Origin of the sequence: Lentzea sp. NBRC 102530 (assembly GCF_030269365.1) — a bacterium.
In the GTDB taxonomy this organism is placed as follows: Bacteria; Actinomycetota; Actinomycetes; order Mycobacteriales; family Pseudonocardiaceae; genus Lentzea.
Map to the genome: position 1 here is coordinate 311377 of NZ_BSTF01000004.1, position 17469 is coordinate 328845.

Genomic DNA, 17469 nt, shown 5'->3' on the forward strand with positions numbered 1-17469 from the left:
CGGCAGCGTCAGGTGACGATCGGGGACGTCACCGGGAATCACGCGGTCGAGCGCGTGCCCGGCGCCGTCTCGCCGGCGGCCCGGTGTCCTTCGCGGAGGTGGCGGGGCCGACTGGATCCATATTCACAACCATAGTTGTACAACCTTGGTGGTCAATGTCAGGATGCGGGCTGTGGACCTGATGGGCATCGATATCGCCACCCTCGCGTACCTCGCGGGCAGCTCCGCGAACGACGAGATCATCAAGCGGCTGCACGAGATCGGGCACAAGGGCGTGCGGATGTCGCACGGCTACGTGATCCAGCACCTCGTCGACGAGGAGCCGAAGGTGGGCGAACTGGGCGACCTGCTCGGCGTCACGCAGCAGGCCGCCTCGAAGCAGTTGCTGGAGCTCGAACGTTTCGGGTACGTGCGGCGCGTGCCGGACCGCGCGGACGCCCGGATCCGGCGCGCGCAGCTGACCGACAAGGGCCGGCGGCTGGTCGACGACAGCCGGCGGCTCCGGCGCGAACTCGACGTGCACGGCGACGAGGAGACCAAACGCGCGCTGGTCCGGCTCCTGGTGGCGACCGGCGGCGCCGAGAAGGTGCTGAAACGCCGGGTCGTCGAGGCGGACTAGGGGCGGAAGACCGGCTGGATCCAGTAGCTGCTGGCGTTCCACGTCCGGGTCGGGAACCCGCCGCCGTAGCTGTACACGCCGGCGTTCACGGGGATGCGGAACGGTGTCTGCGCCAGGTTGCCGACGAAGTAGTCCTCCGTCGAGAGGTAACCACCGGCCGGGGTGTAGTACGAGACGACGTACTCCTCGCCCGGTACGACCGGGACCGGTGTGGTGAACGTGATCCGCTGCCCGACGGTGGCGGCGGGCCCCTCCTGCTCGGTCAGCACGGTGCCGTCGGAGGACCAGACCCGCGCGGTCACGGGGCCGGTGTAGTTGCCGCGCCGGAGGTAGACGCCGACGAGCGAACCGGGGCGGTCGACGGTGGTGCGCAGGCCGAGTTCGACGGGCTGGTCGTCGAGGTCCTTCACGGTGGGGCTGCGGACGTCGTTGAGGAAGAGCGTGGTGTCACTGGTGACCGGGGGCAGCGTCGTGCCGCCGACGTGGATGGTGCGGGTGACGTTGTACGGGCCGACGGTCGACTCGGTGTGGGCGCGGACGCTGATCGTCAACGGGCCGGGGGTGTCGGGCACGATCACGAGTGCCCACCGCTCGCCGCGCGCGTCCGTCGTCGTGAAGGTGGCGCCGTCGTCGGTGGAGACGTCGACGTCGGTGATGCCGCCCGTCTCGCCGTTGAAGGCGCCGCCGATGACGAGCAACGGCTCGCCCAGCGGGACCGAGGCCTCGGCGGTGGGGGAGAAGAGGGTGGCGCGCGGGTTGTCCGCCGCGTGCGCGGGAGCGTTGGGAGAGAACAGGAAGAGTGCCAGCAGCAGTACTGCTAATCGTCTCATGTACGGCAGATCGTCCTCTGCGGAGACGCAGTTACGGTGATCGGCTGTTCGGCCTGAACTCGATCGGCTGACAGTCGTACCCGTCTGAGCCGGATGTCGTTGACGAGTACATGACCTGTGACAACGAAGTCCCGGTCCCCGAGACGCGGGTCCCGGTTCGTCGTCGGCAGTTCCTCACCTTCCTGGTGGCCGCGCCGGTGCTCACCGTCGCGGTTCCCGGTACGGCCGAGGCCGTCATCCCGACGCTGCCGCAACCGGCCGAGATCCTGGATCTCGGCGACGTTCTGATCCTGGCCGGAACTCCGACAGCGGGCGCGCTCGCGGTGCTCAGCGTCGGCGAGGACGGCGTCGTGACCCTCGACCTGCCGCGCGCGGAGGTCGGTCAGGGCATCACCACGGCGTGCGCGATGCTCGTCGCCGAGGAACTCGACCTGCCGCTCGACAAGGTCCGCGTGACCCTGGCCGACGCGCGGCCCGAGCTGCTGATGAACCAGCTCACCGGCGGTTCCAACACGATGCGGTCGGTCTACGGGCCGGTCCGCCAGGCGGCGGCCGCGGCCCGCGCCAGACTGCTCGCGGCGGCGGCGGAGCAGCACGGCGTGGCGGTCGAACGACTGTCCACCCGCGACGGTGCGGTGATCCTGCCGGACGGGCGGCCGATCCTCTACGGCCTGCTCACGTCGGCGGCGGCGCAACTCACCGGGGTCTTCGCCGCGCAACCGAAACCGGCCTCGGAACACCGGATCGTCGGCACCCCGCAGTCGCGCATCGATGCCCGTGCGATGGTCACCGGTCAGTTCGAGTACACGCTCGACCAGGACGTGCCCGGCGCCATGCCGACGGTCGTGCGGCGCCCGCCGACGATCAACGGGTCGGTGAGGTCGGTCGACTCGGCGGCGGCGCGGGCGATGCCCGGCGTGCTCGCGATCGGGGTCGTGCCGACGGGCGTCGCGGTGGTCGCCGAGACGTTCGGGCAGGCGATGGCCGCCCGGGACGCGTTGAAGGTCACCTGGAACCCCGGCACCATCGACGCGTTGTCGGACAAGGAGATCCGCGACAAGCTGAAGGCCGCCGCACTGCCGTTCGTGGTGCCGCCGCTGCTGACCCAGCACGTCGACATGGAGTTCGACTTCGCGTTCGTCAGCCACGCGCCGATGGAGACGAACTCGGCGATCGCGGACGTCCGCGAGGACAGGGCCGAGATCTGGGCGGGGCTGAAGTCGCCGATCGTGGCGAAGCAGACCATCGCGGCGGCCATCGGACTGCCGGAGTCCGCGGTGACCGTGCACGTCGTGCAGGGCGGCGGCTCGTTCGGGCGCAGGCTGTTCTTCGACGCCGCGATCGAGGCCGCGCAGATCTCGAAGGCGTTGCAGCGGCCCGTGAAGCTGATGTGGGACCGCAAGGACGACATGCGGCACGGCCGGGCCCGTGCGGCCAGCCACCACAAGCTGCGGGCGACGTACGCGCTCGGCAACGTGCTGACGTTCGAGCACCGCGTCGCGTCCGTGGAGACCGACTTCCGGCACGGCCTCGGCGAGATCCTCACCGCCACCGCCGCGAAGCTGCCGGTAGCGGGCAACCTGTCGTTCGCGCAGACGGTGTTCCTCACGACGTGCAAGGTGCCGTACAACTTCGGCGTCGTCACGTCGTTGCTCAACGAGGTGCCGCTGCGCATGCACACCGGCTCGTGGCGGTCGGTCTACTCGGCGAACACCCGTGGCGCCGAGGAGATCCTGGTCGACCAGCTCGCCGCGAAGATGGGCAAGGACCCCGTGGCGTTCCGCCGCGAGTTCCTGAAGAGCGCCCGGCAACGCGCGGTGCTCAACAAGGTCGTCGAAGAAGGCCAGTGGGGCAAGGCGATGCCCAAGGGCTTCGCGCAGGGCATCGGGTTCCACGACGAGTACAAGTCGTGCACCGCCTGCCTGGTCGAGATCGACGCCCGCGACCCGAAGAACCCGCGCGTGGTCAGGGCGACGATCGCGGTCGACGTCGGCCGGCCGATCAACCCGCGCGGCCTCGAGGCGCAGATGCTCGGCGGCCTGACCGACGCCATCTCCACCACGCTGCGCGCCGGTCTGCACATCGACAGGGGCCTGCCGCTCGAAGGGTCCTTCTCGCAGTTCCACTACGCGCGGCAGAAGGACGCCCCGCTCGACGTCAAGATCCACGTGATGCCGGCGACCGGCGAACCGGGCGGCGCGGGGGAGTTGGGCGTGCCGGCCGCGGTCGGTGCCATCGCCAACGCCTACGCCCGCGCGACGGGTGTGGTGCCGCGCAGCTTCCCGATCATCTTCCCGGTCGACTTCGAACCGTTCCCGCGCTGAAGGAGCGTCATGCCTGACTACACGTTCGTCGTCAACGGGAAGCCGGTCACGGTCAACGCTCCCGGTGAGCTGGCGCTGCTCTGGGTGCTGCGCGACAAGCTCGGGGTGCGCGGCCCGAAGTTCGGCTGCGGCATCGGTGTCTGCCGCGCCTGCACGTCCCACCTCAACGGCGCGGAGATCCAGCCGTGCGTGACCCCCGTCGCGGAGTGCGCGGGGCAGGAGGTCACCACGATCGAGGGGCTCGCGTCCGGGGACGACCTGCACCCCGTCCAGGAGGCCTGGCTGGAGCAGGACGTCGCGCAGTGCGGGTACTGCCAGCCGGGGCAGATCATGGCCGCGGCCGCGTTGCTCCGGACGAAGAAGGAGATAACGGACGCGGACATCGACAAGATCGCCAACGTCTGCCGGTGCGGGACGTACTTCCGGATCCGGCAGGCGATCAAGAGCGCGGCGGCCAGGATGTGAGGTGAGTCCGGTCGCGCGGCCGGCGCGGTGACCAGGACCTAGAGTCAGCGCGGCCGGGAATCCCTTCCGGCGCAGGAGGATTCCCGTGCTCGCGCTGTCCGTTTTGTTGCTGGTGGCCGTTCTGGTCTGCGCGGTCGTCCGGCCGTGGGGCTGGCCCGAGGCCGTCGTCGCGGTGCCCGCCGCGATCGTGGTCGTGGTGGCCGGGGTGCTGCCGGTCGAGCACGCCGTGGACGAGGCGGTGCGGCTGGGGCCCGTGATCGGGTTCCTGGCCGCGATCCTCGTGCTCGCCCAGCTCTGCGACGACGAGGGGCTCTTCCACGCCTGCGGCACGTGGATGGCGCGGGCGTCCGGCGGCCGGCCCCGGACGTTGCTCGGCGGGGTGTTCGTCACGGCCTCGGTGACGACGGCGGTGCTCAGCCTGGACGCGACGGTCGTGCTGCTGACGCCCGTCGTGTTCGCGACGGCCGCACAGCTCGGTGTCCGGCCGAAGCCGCACGTCTACGCGTGCACGCACCTGTCCAACAGCGCGTCGCTGCTGCTGCCGGTGTCGAACCTGACGAACCTGCTGGCGTTCGCGTCCAGCGGGCTGAGCTTCACCCGGTTCGCGGCGCTGATGGCGTTGCCGTGGGTGGTGGCGATCGGCGTGGAGTACCTGGTGTTCCGGCGGTTCTTCCGCACCGACCTGGACGCGCCGGTGCACGCGCCGTTGGCACAGCCTGCGCCCGAACTGCCGGTGTTCGCGCTGACCGTCGTCGGGCTCACGCTGGTCGGGTTCGTGGTCGCGTCCGCCACCGGCGTCGACCCGGCGTGGGCGGCCTGCGCGGGTGCGGTCGTGATGGCGGTCCGGGCGCTGGCGCTGCGGAGGACGACGGTCACCAAGGTCGTGAAGGCGACGTCGTTGCCGTTCCTCGCGTTCGTGCTCGGGCTGGGGATCGTGGTGCGGGCGGTGGTCGACAACGGCCTCGACGACCTGCTGCGGCACGCGATCCCGGACGGCACCGGGCTGCTCGCGCTGCTCGGGGTGGCCGCGGTCGCCGCCGTGCTCGCCAACGTGATCAACAACCTGCCCGCCGTGCTGGTGCTGCTGCCGCTGGTCGCGCCGTTCGGGCCGGGGGTGGTGCTCGCGGTGCTGCTCGGCGTGAACCTCGGGCCGAACCTCACCTACGCGGGGTCGCTGGCGACGTTGCTGTGGCGGCGGATCGTGCACGACCACGACACCGAGGTGAACCTGGGCGAGTTCACCAAGCTCGGACTGCTCGCCGTGCCTGCCACCCTGGTCGGCGCGGTCGTGGCACTGTGGGCGTCCCTGCGGCTGATCGGAGGATGACCATGGCGGTGGTCGTGTGGATCGCCGACGACACCTGGCAGGACTGCGTCGACGCGGCCCGCGGGTGTCCCGGCTCGGACTTCCTGTTGCTGCACGTCCGCGACCACGACGTGCCGGGCGCGGCGCACGGTGCGTTCGCCGGGTTGTTCGGGCGTTCGTCGCTGGACCCCGGCACGAGGATGGACGACCTCTCCGCCGACCACTCGACGCGCCTGCTCGAAGCCGCCGCCGCACGCCTCGGGGTGCCGTGCGAGACGCGGACGCTGGCCGGGCGGGTGGAGCACGAGGTCGTCGCGGCGGCGGAAGGCGCGTCGTTGCTGGTGCTGTGCCGCGACGGAGACGTGAGCCACGCCGGTCCGCGCAGCCTCGGCCCGGCGACGCGGTTCGTGGTCGACCACGCGACGTGCCCGGTGCTGCTGGTCTGGCCCAGCTGATATTGCCTAAGCGCAAACTTGCGCGTACGCACTTTTCGCGCCTACCCTCTGGGGCATGCGCGCCAAAGGCATTGCGTACGACACGGGTTTCGTGCGCCACGGGGAGAACTCCGTTCCGACGTTCGACCTCGACGCGGTCCGGCGGGACCTGACCGTGATCAGGGACGACCTGCACTGCACCGCCGTCCACCTCGTGGGCGGTGATCCCGGACGGCTGGAGCGGGCCGCCGGGATCGCGGCGGGTCTGGGGCTGGAGGTCTGGTTCTCGCCGTACCCGCTGGAACTGACGCCCGCCGAGATCCTGTCGCTGTTCACCGACTGCGCCGTCCGGGCCGAGCGGGTGCGGGCGGCCGGCGCCGAGGTGGTGTTCGTGACGGGCGTCGAGCTCAGCGTCATGAACTCCGGTTTCCTGCCCGGCGACGACGTGATGGACCGGGTGGGGCAGCTGCTCGGGCACCCGGAACGGATGCGGGACGTCGGTGAGCGGTTGCGCGAGTTCCTGGCGTCGGCCGTGCCCGTCGTGCGGCAGCACTTCGGCGGCAAGCTCACCTACGCCTGCATCCCGTTCGAGAACCCCGACTGGGACCTGTTCGACGTCAAGTCGTTCGAGCTGATCCGCTCGGCCGAGGTCGCCGACGTGTACGAGGAGAGCATCAGGACCGTGGTGGCGGAGGGAAAGCCGGTCGCGATCACCGGCTTCGGCACGGCCGCGTGGCGTGGTTCGGGAGCCGTCGCGCCGCGCAGCATGGAGATCGTCGAGAACGACGCCTCCGGCCGTGCGGTGCGCGTCCTGCCCGGCCACGTCCGCGACGAGACCGAGCAGGCCACGTACCTGCGCGAGGTGCTGGAGACGTTCGAGGCGGCGGGTGTCGACGCGGCCTTCGTCCACCTGTTCGCGCTGGCCAGCCACCCGCACCGCCCCGGAGACCCGAGCCGCGACCTCGACGTGGCGAGCCCCGGCATCGTGAAGGTGTACGACGACGGCACCTGGGAACCGAAGGAGGCCTTCGCCGCCGTCGCCGAGGTCTACTCCCGGATTTAACCCGCTCGACCACCGCCGCACCGCCCGTCACACTCGGGACATCATGAGCAGCAGGTTGCGAGCCATCGCCCACGACACGGTCGCCATCTCGGAGCGGGGCTCCTACTCCACCCCGGCGGGCGAGGTGCCCGTCGCCGTCGCCCCGGCCGTCGCCGGAACCCGCCTGCACCTGCCGGACGAGGTGCTCTCCCTGCCGCCGCAGGTGTCCGGCGTGCGGGTCGACGTCACCAAGGAGTCCACTTTGGACGCCACCCGCCGGCTCGGCGGTGACGTGGCCGCGCTGGTGTTCGCCTCGGCGCGCAACCCCGGCGGGGGTTTCCTGAACGGCGCGCAGGCGCAGGAGGAGAGCGTCGCCAGGGGATCGGCGCTCTACCTCAGCCTGCGCGCGGCCGGTGACTTCTACGCGTACCACCGCGCCCACGAGGACCTCACCTACAGCGACCGGGTGATCTACTCGCCGCAGGTCCCCGTCTTCAAGGACGACAGGGGAAACCTCCTGCCGCAGCCGTACGCCGTCTCGTTCCTGACGGCCGCGGCGCCGAACCGGTCGGCGATCCTGCGCACCCAGCCGGACCGGACCGGGGGCATCGAGACCGCGCTGCTGCGGCGGGCGATCCGCGTGCTGCACGTGGCGGCGTCGCACGGGCACCGGCGGCTGGTGCTGGGGGCGTGGGGGTGCGGGGTGTTCGGGAACGAGCCCGAGGCGGTGGCGCGGATCTTCGCGCTGGCGTTGCGGGACAACCGGTACTTCGAGCACGTGGTGTTCGCGGTGCTGGACCGCGCCAAGGGGGCGCCGACGTTCGCGGCGTTCGAAGCCGCCCTCGCCTGAGCCACCGCTGCGTCACCTGAGCCATCGCGGCATCATCACTGAGCCGCGATGGCTCTTCGCTGTCCCGGCGACCGGGCTGCACCCACCCTCGGAGATGCGGTCACACCCGTCCTGACCTGCTGTGAGCCAAAATGATGCCACGTTGAGCCAGAATTGCTTGCTGGTGGTGCCACCGTGTGCCATAGTGGTGCCATGGATCTGACCCCGTATGTGGCTTCCCTCGGTCGCGAGCTGCTGACCGCCGTCGAAACCGGCGGTGACGAAGCGAACGCGCTGGTCGAGCGGTTGACCGTGACGATGGAGTCGGCGATCCGGCTGGCGCTGCTCGAAGCGTTGTCCGCGGCCGCTGACGAGATCACCGCGGACCTGGCACCGGACTCGGTGCAGGTGCTGCTGCGGGGCCGTGATCCGAAGTTCGTCGTGACGCGTCAGGTGCCGGCGGCACCCGCCGCGGCCCCCGAACCCACTCCCGCCGCGCCCGCCGAGGACGTCGCCGCCAGCTTCGACGACGGCAGCACGGTGCGCATCAACGTTCGGCTGCCCGAACCGCTCAAGGCCGCGATCGACGAGGCCGCGGCCAAGGAGGGGCGTTCGGTCAACGCGTGGCTCGTGCGGGCCGCGACCGCCCAGCTGAGCCCGAAGCGCGAGTCCATCGCCGAGGCCATCACGTCGGAGATCACCGGCTCGACGCGTTTCGTCGGCTGGGTCCGCTAACACCGGCTTTCGCACCACTTCGCCCCGACCTGCGGGGATGTTCCACCCACACCTTCTGAGGGGACAGCCATGCCTTCTTACGACACGCCGGAACCGATTTCCGTACTGCTCGACGTCTACACGGCCCACGTCCAGGTCGTCGCGACCGACCGCACCACCACGACGGTCGAGGTGCGGCCGTCCGACGCGCACGACTCGTCGGACGCCGAGGCCGCGCGCAAGACCACCGTCGACTACGCGGACGGCACGCTGATGGTGCGCGGGCCGAAGCGGACGTTCGACTTCTCCAAGAAGTCCAGGTCCGTCGACATCACGATCGAGCTGCCGGCCGGGTCCAAGGCGGACCTCGACGTGACGGCGGGCAGCGTGCGCACCAGCGGCGTGCTCGGCGTGACCGAGGTCGACCTGTCCGCGGGCAACATCCACCTCGACCGGACGGGCGCGCTGAAGGCCGACACCGGCGCCGGCCAGGTCAAGGTCGGCGCGGTCACCGGTAACGCCGAGGTCAAGACCGGTAGCGGCCACCTCCGGATCGGCCTGGTGCGCGGTTCGCTGGTCGTCAAGAACTCCAACGGCCACATCGACGTCGGCACGGTCGAGGGGGAGCTGCGGGCCCGTTCGGCCAACGGCGACATCACCATCGAGCGCGCCGGGGCGTTGGTCGAGGCCCGGACCGCGATGGGCTCCATCGAGGTCGGCGAGGTCGTCCGCGACACCGTCACGCTCAACACCGCGATGGGCGGCATCGAGCTCGGCATCGCCGAGGGCACCGCCGCGTGGATCGACGCCAAGACCTCGTTCGGCCGCGTCAGCAACACGCTCGAGGGGAGCGACGGTCCCGGCGGCGCCGCGCAGACCGTCAAGGTCACCGCCCACACCGCCTTCGGCGACATCTCCGTCCGCCGTGCCTGAGGGGAACTCCATGAACGCGATCACGGCCAACGGCCTGCGCCGCTCTTACGGCGACACCGAGGTGCTCAAGGGCGTCGACCTGTTCGTCCAGCGCGGCACCGTCTTCTCCTTGCTCGGCGCGAACGGCGCCGGCAAGACCACCACCGTCAAGATCCTCTCCACGCTGATCGCGGCGCACGGCGGCAGCGCGTCCGTCGCCGGCCACGACGTGACCAGCAACCCCGACGGCGTGCGCGCCGCGATCGGTGTCACCGGCCAGTTCTCCGCCGTCGACAACCTGATGACGGGCCGCGAGAACCTCAAGCTCATGGCCGACCTGCACCACCTGGGCAAGGCAGAGGGCAGGCGCAGGGCCGAGCAGCTGCTGGAGCAGTTCGACCTGGTGGACGCGGCCGACAGGTCCGCGAGCACCTACTCGGGCGGCATGCGGCGCCGGCTCGACCTCGCCATGACGCTGGTCGGGACGCCGCAGGTGATCTTCCTCGACGAACCGACCACGGGCCTCGACCCGCGCAGCCGCCGCACCATGTGGGGCATCGTGCGCGGGCTGGTCGCGAGCGGCATCACGATCTTCCTGACCACCCAGTACCTGGAGGAGGCCGACGAGCTCGCCGACCGGATCGCGGTGCTGGACGGCGGGAAGGTCGTCGCCGAGGGCACCGCGGACGAGCTCAAGCGCCGCATCCCCGGCGGGCACGTGCTGCTGCAGTTCCACGACCCGAGGCACCTCGACGCCGCACTCCGGGTCGTCCGCGGCGCCAGCCGCGACGGCGACGCACTCGCCGTGCGCGTCCCGAGCGACGGCAGCGTCAGCTCGCTCAAGGCGTTGCTCGACCACCTCGACTCCCACGCCGTGCTGGTCGACTCGCTCAGCACCCACACCCCCGACCTCGACGACGTCTTCCTCGCCCTGACCGAGAAGGTGAACCAGCCATGACCCACGTCCTCACCGACTCGGCGACGATGATCCGCCGCAACCTCAAGCGGATGGTCCGCTACCCGTCGCTCACGTTCCAGCTGCTGATCATGCCCGTCGTGTTCCTGCTGCTGTTCGTCTACGTCTTCGGCGGCACGCTCGGCGCGGGTCTCGGCGGTCCGAGCGGCGGCAGGGCCGAGTACCTGAACTACGTCACGCCGACGATCATCCTCATGTCGATCACCGCGGCCGTGCAGGGCACGAGCATCTCGATCGCGATGGACATGACCGAGGGCATCGTCGACCGCTTCCGCACCATGAAGATCGCGCGGGTGTCCGTCCTCACCGGACACGTCGTGGGCAGCCTGCTGCAGACCTTGCTCGCCATGACGTTCGTGTTCGGCATCGCCGTCGCGATCGGCTTCCGGCCGCGGGCGAACGCGCTGGAGTGGCTCGTGATCGCCGGCCTGCTCGTCGGCATGTCGTTCGCGCTGATCTGGTTCTCGGCCGCGCTCGGGCTCGTCAGCAAGTCCGTCGAGTCGTCCAGCAACGTCGGCCTGCCGCTGATCCTGCTCCCGTTCTTCGGCAACGGGTTCGTGCCCACCGACTCGATGCCGACCGTGCTGCGCTGGTTCGCCGAGTACCAGCCGTTCACCCCGTTCATCGACGCGCTGCGCGGTTTGCTGATGGGCACGTCGATCGGCAACAGCGGCTACATCGCTTTCGCCTGGTGCGTCGTCATCGGTGCCGGCGGTTTCCTCTGGTCCAAGAAGCTCTTCAACCGCGAATCCACCCGCTGAAGGAGAAACCCCTGATGTTGCACGGTCTTCCGATGGAGCGCGACGTCACGCCGTTCGACCCGCCCAGCGAGATCACCGGGGTGCGCGCGTCGCGTCCGGTCAGCCCGATGCTCTTCCCCGACGGCCACGAGGGCTGGTTGGTCACCGGCTACGACGCCGTCCGGCAGGCCCTGTCCGACACCAGGTTCAGCAGCCGGCAGGACCTCGGCATCATCCACGTGCCGTTCCCGACGCCGGGCATGCCGGAGATGACGGAGCCGGTCCCGCAGACGCCCGGCCTGTTCATCAGCATGGACCCGCCGGACCACACCCGGTTGCGCCGCAAGCTCACCGGGGCGTTCACGGTCAAGCGGATGAAGGCGCTCGAAGAGGGCATCCACGAGATCGCCGAACGGCAGCTCGACGCGCTGGCGAAGCTCACCCCGCCGGTCGACCTCGTCAAGGAGTTCGCGCTGCCGGTGCCGTCCCAGGTGATCTGCGAGATCCTCGGCGTGCGGTACGCGGACCGCGACACGTTCCAGCACAACTCCTCGAAGTTCATGGAGAGGCAGGTGACCCTGGAAGACAAGATGGCCGCGTACATGGCGATGAACACCTACCTGTACGAGCTGGTCAGCGCGAAGCGAGCGGAACCCGGCGACGACCTGCTGTCCGACCTGGCCCGTGACGAGGACCTGAGCCTCGAGGAACTGACCGGCATGTCGTTCCTGCTGCTCCTCGCCGGCTTCGAGACGACCGCGAACATGTTGTCGCTCGGCACTTTCGCGCTGCTGGAGCACCCGGACCAGCTCGCCGCGCTGCGGGAGAACCCGGAGCTGATCCCCGACGCCGTCGAGGAACTGCTGCGCTACCTCGCGGTCGCCGACGTCTTCTTCCGCTACGCGGCGGAGGACATCGAGTTCCACGGGGAGACGATCCGCGAGGGATCGATGGTGGTGCTGTCGCTGCTGGCGGGCAACCACGACCCCGCGCGGTACGAGGACGCCGACTCGTTGGACGTGCACCGCAACGCCCGCGGCCACCTGGCGTTCGGGCACGGCGTGCACCAGTGCCTCGGCCAGCAGCTGGCTCGCATCGAGATGCGCGCCGGGTTCGGGGGACTGCTGCGCCGGTTCCCGGGCCTGCACCTCGCGGTCCCGGCCCGCGAGGTGAAGCTCAGGACCGACATGAACATCTACGGCGTGCACGCCCTGCCAGTCAGCTGGTGACCATCAGACGGTGAACCCGCCGTCGACGTTGATACCGGCACCGGTGACGTACGCACCGGCCTCGCCGGCCAGGGCCGCGACCACAGCGGCGATCTCTTCTGCTTCCCCGTAACGCCCCAGCGCGGTCAGGCCGCGGATCGTGTCCGCCATCGGGCCGTCCGCGGGGTTCATGTCCGTGTCCGTCGGGCCCGGGTTGACGACGTTCGCGGTGATGCCCGCCGGGCCCAGGTCCCGCGCGAGCCCCTTCGTCATCCCGATCAACGCCGTCTTGCTCGCCGAGTACAGGGCGAAGCCGGGGAACGGCGCGTGCACGGCGACGTTGCTGCCGATGCTGATGATCCTGCCACCGCGCGTCATGTGCCTGGCCGCGGCGCGCGCCGCGAGATAGGGCGCGCGCACGTTCACGGCCATGGTGTGGTCGAACTCTTCTCTGCCGAGTTCGTCCAGGGGTCCCACCCGGAAGACCCCGGCGTTGTTCACGAGCACGTCCAACCGTCCGAAGTGGACGGCGGTCTGGTCGACCGCCGCCACCACCGCGTCCGGGTCGGCGCTGTCGGCCTGGATGGCGAAACCGTTGTCCGGCTTGGTGTTCTGGTACGTCACCGCGACCTGAGCACCGAGCTCGGACAGCTTCCGCGCCACCGCGGCCCCGATGCCGCGGCTCCCGCCGGTGACGAGAGCCGCTTTCCCCTCAAGTGATCCCATGCCGTCGAGCATGCTCGTTCGACGGCCGGGAATCTGGCGGGAATCGGACCGTCAGTTGTTGCCCTTGGTGTAACCCCACGCCGTGCGGTTGAGGGTGTCCTCCACGCCGGTGAAGCCCTCGTTGGGGTTGAGCACGTCCTCGTGGAAGTCCACGTCGACGTCGTCCGCCGTGCCGCCGACCGCGTCCGGGCCCACGCCGAACATGCCCTTCGGGTTGCCGCCCTGGTCCATGATCGCGTCGAGGGCGTTGAACTGGTCGGTGTGCCAGCTGCCGGACATGTGGCCGGCCTCGTGCGCGACGATGTTGCCGATCGCGCGGCCGATGAACGTGACCTTGTCGCTGGCGGGCGTGATGTAGCGGTTCAGCGAGGTGCCGGTCTGGGCGGCCGGGGCGCTCAGGATGTCCAGCAGCACCAGCGCGGTCTCCTCCTTGCCGAAGTTGCCCGCGTCGATCGACTGCGCGATGCCGACGGTCCCGATGCCGGACTCGGCGATCGAGCCACCGACGACGACCCGGCTCACGTTCGGCTGACCCCACGGGTCGGCGTGGTCGCGGCTGTTCAGGATCCGCACGCCGAACCGCCTGTTGGTGCCCTTGGCGGCCAGGTCCTTCTCGATGTTCTCGCGCACGGTGGCCACCACGCCGTCGATCACCTCGTTCTCGTCGGCGTCGGTGAGGCCCCAGCCGGGCAGGAACTTCTTCAACGGCGAGAGGTCCTTGTTGCCCGCCGTCGGGTCACCGGTGAACACCCGCGTGTTGACCCTGGCGCCGTTGAAGTCGAGGAAGACCGTGAGCACCTCGGGCCGCGGGTTCAGTTCGGAACCGGGGCGGTAGGCCTCGACCGTGACGTCGTAGCGGCCGTCGCCGTTCTCGGCACCGACGGTGTAGCGGCCGTCCTTCGGCGCCACGAAGTCCGCGACGGCGTTGCCCCCGGCGGGCAGCGGCGAGGTGTCGGCGTACAGGAAGCTGAAGTCCTGCGACGACCCGAACACCTCGCGCCCGGCCGGGTCGTGGACGACGACCCTGGTCGCCTTGCCCGCCGCCGACGCGCCGAGCACGTCACCGGCCCTGAGGTCGACCGAGAAGTAGTCCTTGTCCGGCTGGCTCTCGGCGAACGTGACGTCGTAGGCGCCCTCGGTGAGGACCTGCTTGCCGGTGCCGGGCTTCATCGGGTCGGACGGGATGCCGCCAGGACCGGCCGACGTGACCAGCACGTAGACGTCCTGGCCTGCCGGCACGCCGACGACGAGCCTGCTGTCGGTCGTTCCGGCGAGGTTGTCGTTGTCCTGCAGGAGCAGGCCGTTCGCGTCGAACGTGACGAGCAGCGTGTCCAGGTCACCGGACGGCGTGTCGGTCGTGACGACGACGGTCCTGCCCGTCGCGCCACCGGACAGCCTGTAGAAGTCGTGGTCACCGGTTTTGGCGCCGCTGCCGGTGCTGCCGTGCGGGCCGTCACCGATCTTGCCGCTGGTCTTCAACGGCGAGGTGACCACGCTCGCGAGCGGGATGGCGTCGTTCGTCTCGGCGAACGGCTGCGCGACCGGGATGGCCGGGTCGCCCGCGAGGCCGCCGGTGATCGTGAGCTTCGGGTTCTTGCCCCGGCCGGTGCCGAAGCCCGCCACGTGCTCGGCCTTCGAGGGCGCGTCGTTCGCGCCCTGCCCGGTCTCCTTCTCGGTGTAGCTCAACGGCTGGCTCGCGCTCTTCGCCGCCGCCCGCGACTGCGCGCGGTTCTGCTTGCGCACGTCCCTGCCGCGCTGCACGGTGGCCCAGTCGACCTGCGCCTCGGCGGGCAGGAACGCGAGCATCGGATCGGGCTGGAACGGTGCTGCCACCGGCTCGGCCGCAGACTGCCCGCCGGCCACCAGAGTCAGGGCCACACCGGCCGTGAGCACGCCAAATAGCCTTCTGCGCATCTGAACTCCCCAGTTCGGACTCTCCCGACCGAGGGAACCAGTGCCGAGGGGTCAGGCGGGCGTTTTGAGCGACCTTTGTCCACTTTCGGACAACGTGGCCCCGATCTCGTGCAGGTGCTGCAGCACGTACCCGTACGAGCGGAAAAGGCCGCATTGGGCGTACGAGATGCCCCGTTGTGCGCAGAAGTTCTGCACGATCGACTGCGCGTGCCGCAGTGCCGGCCGGGGCATGCTCGGGAACAGGTGGTGCTCGATCTGGTAGTTCAGCCCGCCGAGCAGGACGTCGGTGAACCAGCCGCCGCGGATGTTGCGCGAGGTGAGCACCTGCTTGCGCAGGAAGTCGAGCGTGTGCCCGGCCGACAGCACCGGCATGCCCTTGTGGTTGGGGGCGAAGGAACAACCCATGTAGAAGCCCCACAACGCCTGGTGCACCAGGACGAACGCGACGGCGTAGACGGGGGAGAGCACCCAGAACACCACCGCGAGGTACACCACGACGTTCGCGATCATCACGGCCCGCTCGCGGCCGGAGTGCCGGATCGAGTGCCAGTGCAGCGCGAAGCCTTCGAGCAACAGCAACGGGAAGAACAGCACGGCCTGCTTCGAGGCGATCCAGCGCAGTGCGCCGCTCTTCGCCTCGCCCTGCCGTTGCGTGAACGCCAGCACCGAGATGTCGACGTCCGGGTCCTCGTCCTCGTGGTTCGGGTTGGCGTGGTGGCGGCTGTGCTTGCCGACCCACCAGTCGTAGCTGACGCCCACGATGCCGCTGTGGACGTAGCCGACGACCTCGTTCCACCGCCGGGAGGCGAAGATCTGCTTGTGGCCCGCGTCGTGGCCGATGAACGCGAGCTGCGTCGTCATCGCCGCCAGCACGGCCGCCACCAGGAGCTGCCACCACGAGTCGCCCAGCAGGGCGAACGCCACCCAGGCCGCCGCGTAGACGGCGAGGTTCACCCCGATCCGCACGTAGTAGTGACCACGTCGTCGTTCGAGGAGTCCCGCCTGTTTGATCAGGGCGGACAACTGGGCGAAGTCGCTCGCCGGCCGAAGCACCATTTGCGCAGAATGCCGGATGGCGGCGACGAAGTCATGCACGGCCGATGAAGTTGTTACGAACCACGTGGGGCGCCGTGAAACCGGTACCGCGTCGTTCCGCACGGACACGATGGAGTGATCATGATCTTCATCTCCGGCGAGCCGCGCGCACGCGCATGCGGCGTTGAGGTCCAGTGCTGCCGAAATTGATCGGTAGAGAGGACCAACAGGCGTGGTCGACCACACCACCGTGCTCATCGCGGGCGCGGGGCCGGCGGGGCTCGTGTTAGGTAATTTGTTGCAGGCGCAAGGGATTCGCACCCTCGTCGTCGAGCGGGCGAGCCGGGAACAGGTGCAAACCCGCGCCAGGGCAGGATTTTTGGGGCCGAACAGCGCACGTGTGCTGACCGAGCACGGGCTCGGCGCCGGGATGCTCCACAAAGGACGGTCGCACGGCGTCTGCGCCTTCCGGGGCGAGGACGGGGAGTTCGAGCTCGACTACTCCGCTCTCGGGCGCGGTGAGGTGCACACCGTCTACCCGCAGCAGGACCTCGTCACGGACCTGGTCGCGGAGTACCTCGACCGCGGCGGCGAGATCCGGTTCGGCGCCACCGTCACCGGCGTCGATTCCGGTACCGCGACGATCCGTTACCGCGACGAACAGGGTGAAAGCGTTGTCAGCGGCCGTTTTCTGGCCGGGTGCGACGGCGGCAACGGGATCTCGCGCACGGCGGTTCCCGGCCGGCGCTACAGCCAGGACCACGGCGTCAGCTGGCTCGCCGTGCTCGCCGAGGCACCGCAGAGCATGGCCGCCGTGACGTACGCGATCCACGACGACGGCTTCGCGGGCCACATGGCGCGCAGCCCCGAGGTGACCCGCTACTACCTCCAGGTCCCTCCCGGCGACGCCCCGGAGGCCTGGACCGACGACCGGATCTGGGCCGCGTTGCGCACGCGGATGCGCGTGGACGACTTCGGGCAGCTCAAGGAGGGCCCGATCGTCGAACGCCGGATCGTGCGCCTGCGGTCCGAGGTCGTCGATCCCATCCAGCACGACAGGCTGTTCCTCGTCGGTGACGCGGCGAGCCACATCAGCCCGTCCGCCGCCAAGGGCGCCAACCTGGCGATCATGGAGGCCGAGGTGCTGGCGTCCGCGCTCACCTCGGCTCTGCTGCGCGACGACGAACGGCCGTTGGCCGAGTACTCGCGCACCTGCCTGCCCCGCGTCTGGCGGGCGCAGGAGTTCTCTCGCTGGATGATCGACCTCCTGCACGCGCCGGACGACGACTTCCACCGCGCTCTGCGGCGCGCGCGGCTGCACAGCCTGCGCGACGGCCGTGCCCACCAGAACTTCTTCGCCGAGCACTACGTCGGCATCTGAGCCACCAGGAACCG

The 17469-nt window shown here is 70.0% G+C and carries 17 protein-coding genes; 13 read left to right on the forward strand and 4 right to left on the reverse strand.

The genetic code is table 11. The features are described from left to right. The first annotated feature begins 163 nt into the window (after positions 1 to 163). On the forward strand, positions 164 to 619 hold the full coding sequence (locus QSK25_RS12960; protein ID WP_285638299.1) for a MarR family winged helix-turn-helix transcriptional regulator: 456 nt from the start codon (positions 164 to 166) through the stop codon (positions 617 to 619). Here the strand turns inward: QSK25_RS12960 and QSK25_RS12965 are convergent. Next, the gene (locus QSK25_RS12965) at positions 616 to 1449 is read right to left on the reverse strand and encodes a DUF4082 domain-containing protein (protein ID WP_285638302.1); all 834 of its coding nucleotides are present in this window, start codon (positions 1447 to 1449) and stop codon (positions 616 to 618) included. The two genes, QSK25_RS12960 and QSK25_RS12965, sit on opposite strands and share 4 nt — an antisense overlap. Positions 1450 to 1559: 110 nt before the next feature. Between QSK25_RS12965 and QSK25_RS12970 the strand changes: the two genes are divergently transcribed. The 11 genes from QSK25_RS12970 (at position 1560) to QSK25_RS13020 (ending at position 12420) form a co-directional block, all read left to right on the forward strand. Next, positions 1560 to 3773 (forward strand): xanthine dehydrogenase family protein molybdopterin-binding subunit, encoded by a 2214-nt coding sequence (locus tag QSK25_RS12970; protein WP_285638304.1) that lies wholly within the window; start codon positions 1560 to 1562, stop codon positions 3771 to 3773. Between the two features lie 9 nt (positions 3774 to 3782). Then, positions 3783 to 4238, forward strand: a complete 456-nt coding sequence (locus QSK25_RS12975; protein ID WP_285638306.1) for a (2Fe-2S)-binding protein — start codon at positions 3783 to 3785, stop codon at positions 4236 to 4238. Positions 4239 to 4332: 94 nt separating this feature from the next. Further along, a complete protein-coding gene (locus QSK25_RS12980) occupies positions 4333 to 5565 on the forward strand; it encodes an SLC13 family permease (RefSeq protein WP_502881844.1) in 1233 nt (410 codons plus the stop codon). A 2-nt stretch (positions 5566 to 5567) separates the two neighbouring features. Further along, complete coding sequence (locus QSK25_RS12985; RefSeq protein WP_285638310.1) at positions 5568 to 5999, forward strand: universal stress protein; 432 nt, start codon at positions 5568 to 5570, stop codon at positions 5997 to 5999. Between the two features lie 55 nt (positions 6000 to 6054). Then, positions 6055 to 7041 (forward strand): glycoside hydrolase family 113 protein, encoded by a 987-nt coding sequence (locus tag QSK25_RS12990; protein WP_285638312.1) that lies wholly within the window; start codon positions 6055 to 6057, stop codon positions 7039 to 7041. 43 nt (positions 7042 to 7084) lie between these two features. Further along, positions 7085 to 7870 carry a TIGR02452 family protein gene (locus QSK25_RS12995; protein ID WP_285638314.1) on the forward strand — a complete coding sequence of 262 codons (786 nt, stop codon included), beginning with the start codon at positions 7085 to 7087 and terminating at the stop codon, positions 7868 to 7870. Positions 7871 to 8062: 192 nt separating this feature from the next. Further along, complete coding sequence (locus tag QSK25_RS13000; protein ID WP_285638316.1) at positions 8063 to 8584, forward strand: ribbon-helix-helix protein, CopG family; 522 nt, start codon at positions 8063 to 8065, stop codon at positions 8582 to 8584. 69 nt (positions 8585 to 8653) lie between these two features. Beyond that, positions 8654 to 9496, forward strand: a complete 843-nt coding sequence (locus tag QSK25_RS13005; RefSeq protein WP_285638318.1) for a DUF4097 family beta strand repeat-containing protein — start codon at positions 8654 to 8656, stop codon at positions 9494 to 9496. 10 nt (positions 9497 to 9506) lie between these two features. Continuing rightward, the gene (locus tag QSK25_RS13010; RefSeq protein WP_285638320.1) at positions 9507 to 10433 is read left to right on the forward strand and encodes an ATP-binding cassette domain-containing protein; all 927 of its coding nucleotides are present in this window, start codon (positions 9507 to 9509) and stop codon (positions 10431 to 10433) included. Next, positions 10430 to 11212 carry an ABC transporter permease gene (locus QSK25_RS13015; RefSeq protein ID WP_285638322.1) on the forward strand — a complete coding sequence of 261 codons (783 nt, stop codon included), beginning with the start codon at positions 10430 to 10432 and terminating at the stop codon, positions 11210 to 11212. The genes QSK25_RS13010 and QSK25_RS13015 overlap by 4 nt, the downstream gene beginning before the upstream one ends. Positions 11213 to 11226: 14 nt before the next feature. After that, positions 11227 to 12420: a cytochrome P450 gene (locus tag QSK25_RS13020; RefSeq protein WP_285638324.1), complete on the forward strand. Its 1194-nt coding sequence runs from the start codon at positions 11227 to 11229 to the stop codon at positions 12418 to 12420. 3 nt (positions 12421 to 12423) lie between these two features. Here QSK25_RS13020 and QSK25_RS13025 read toward each other — a convergent pair whose 3' ends face one another. The 3 genes from QSK25_RS13025 to QSK25_RS13035 all read right to left on the reverse strand — a co-directional run bounded on the left by QSK25_RS13025 (position 12424) and on the right by QSK25_RS13035 (position 16095). Then, positions 12424 to 13125: an SDR family oxidoreductase gene (locus QSK25_RS13025; RefSeq protein ID WP_285638330.1), complete on the reverse strand. Its 702-nt coding sequence runs from the start codon at positions 13123 to 13125 to the stop codon at positions 12424 to 12426. Positions 13126 to 13176: 51 nt separating this feature from the next. Then, positions 13177 to 15018: a hypothetical protein gene (locus tag QSK25_RS13030; protein ID WP_285638333.1), complete on the reverse strand. Its 1842-nt coding sequence runs from the start codon at positions 15016 to 15018 to the stop codon at positions 13177 to 13179. Positions 15019 to 15090: 72 nt separating this feature from the next. Next, positions 15091 to 16095: a fatty acid desaturase family protein gene (locus QSK25_RS13035; protein ID WP_285638335.1), complete on the reverse strand. Its 1005-nt coding sequence runs from the start codon at positions 16093 to 16095 to the stop codon at positions 15091 to 15093. A gap of 211 nt (positions 16096 to 16306) precedes the next feature. Here QSK25_RS13035 and QSK25_RS13040 point away from each other — a divergent pair, with 211 nt between their 5' ends. Then, positions 16307 to 17455 carry a 4-hydroxybenzoate 3-monooxygenase gene (locus QSK25_RS13040; protein ID WP_285638337.1) on the forward strand — a complete coding sequence of 383 codons (1149 nt, stop codon included), beginning with the start codon at positions 16307 to 16309 and terminating at the stop codon, positions 17453 to 17455. The last annotated feature ends 14 nt before the right edge of the window (positions 17456 to 17469 follow it).

What these genes read in the sequence shown, in the direction of transcription:
- QSK25_RS13035 (WP_285638335.1), bottom strand. Translation starts at nt 16,095, where the DNA reads ATGGTGCTTCGGCCGGCGAGCGACTTCGCCCAGTTGTCCGCCCTGATC.
- QSK25_RS12970 (WP_285638304.1), top strand. Translation starts at nt 1,560, where the DNA reads ATGACCTGTGACAACGAAGTCCCGGTCCCCGAGACGCGGGTCCCGGTT.
- QSK25_RS12995 (WP_285638314.1), top strand. Translation starts at nt 7,085, where the DNA reads ATGAGCAGCAGGTTGCGAGCCATCGCCCACGACACGGTCGCCATCTCG.
- QSK25_RS12975 (WP_285638306.1), top strand. Translation starts at nt 3,783, where the DNA reads ATGCCTGACTACACGTTCGTCGTCAACGGGAAGCCGGTCACGGTCAAC.
- QSK25_RS13000 (WP_285638316.1), top strand. Translation starts at nt 8,063, where the DNA reads ATGGATCTGACCCCGTATGTGGCTTCCCTCGGTCGCGAGCTGCTGACC.
- QSK25_RS12960 (WP_285638299.1), top strand. Translation starts at nt 164, where the DNA reads ATGCGGGCTGTGGACCTGATGGGCATCGATATCGCCACCCTCGCGTAC.
- QSK25_RS13025 (WP_285638330.1), bottom strand. Translation starts at nt 13,125, where the DNA reads ATGGGATCACTTGAGGGGAAAGCGGCTCTCGTCACCGGCGGGAGCCGC.
- QSK25_RS13015 (WP_285638322.1), top strand. Translation starts at nt 10,430, where the DNA reads ATGACCCACGTCCTCACCGACTCGGCGACGATGATCCGCCGCAACCTC.
- QSK25_RS13020 (WP_285638324.1), top strand. Translation starts at nt 11,227, where the DNA reads ATGTTGCACGGTCTTCCGATGGAGCGCGACGTCACGCCGTTCGACCCG.
- QSK25_RS12990 (WP_285638312.1), top strand. Translation starts at nt 6,055, where the DNA reads ATGCGCGCCAAAGGCATTGCGTACGACACGGGTTTCGTGCGCCACGGG.
- QSK25_RS12965 (WP_285638302.1), bottom strand. Translation starts at nt 1,449, where the DNA reads ATGAGACGATTAGCAGTACTGCTGCTGGCACTCTTCCTGTTCTCTCCC.
- QSK25_RS12985 (WP_285638310.1), top strand. Translation starts at nt 5,568, where the DNA reads ATGGCGGTGGTCGTGTGGATCGCCGACGACACCTGGCAGGACTGCGTC.
- QSK25_RS13005 (WP_285638318.1), top strand. Translation starts at nt 8,654, where the DNA reads ATGCCTTCTTACGACACGCCGGAACCGATTTCCGTACTGCTCGACGTC.
- QSK25_RS13010 (WP_285638320.1), top strand. Translation starts at nt 9,507, where the DNA reads ATGAACGCGATCACGGCCAACGGCCTGCGCCGCTCTTACGGCGACACC.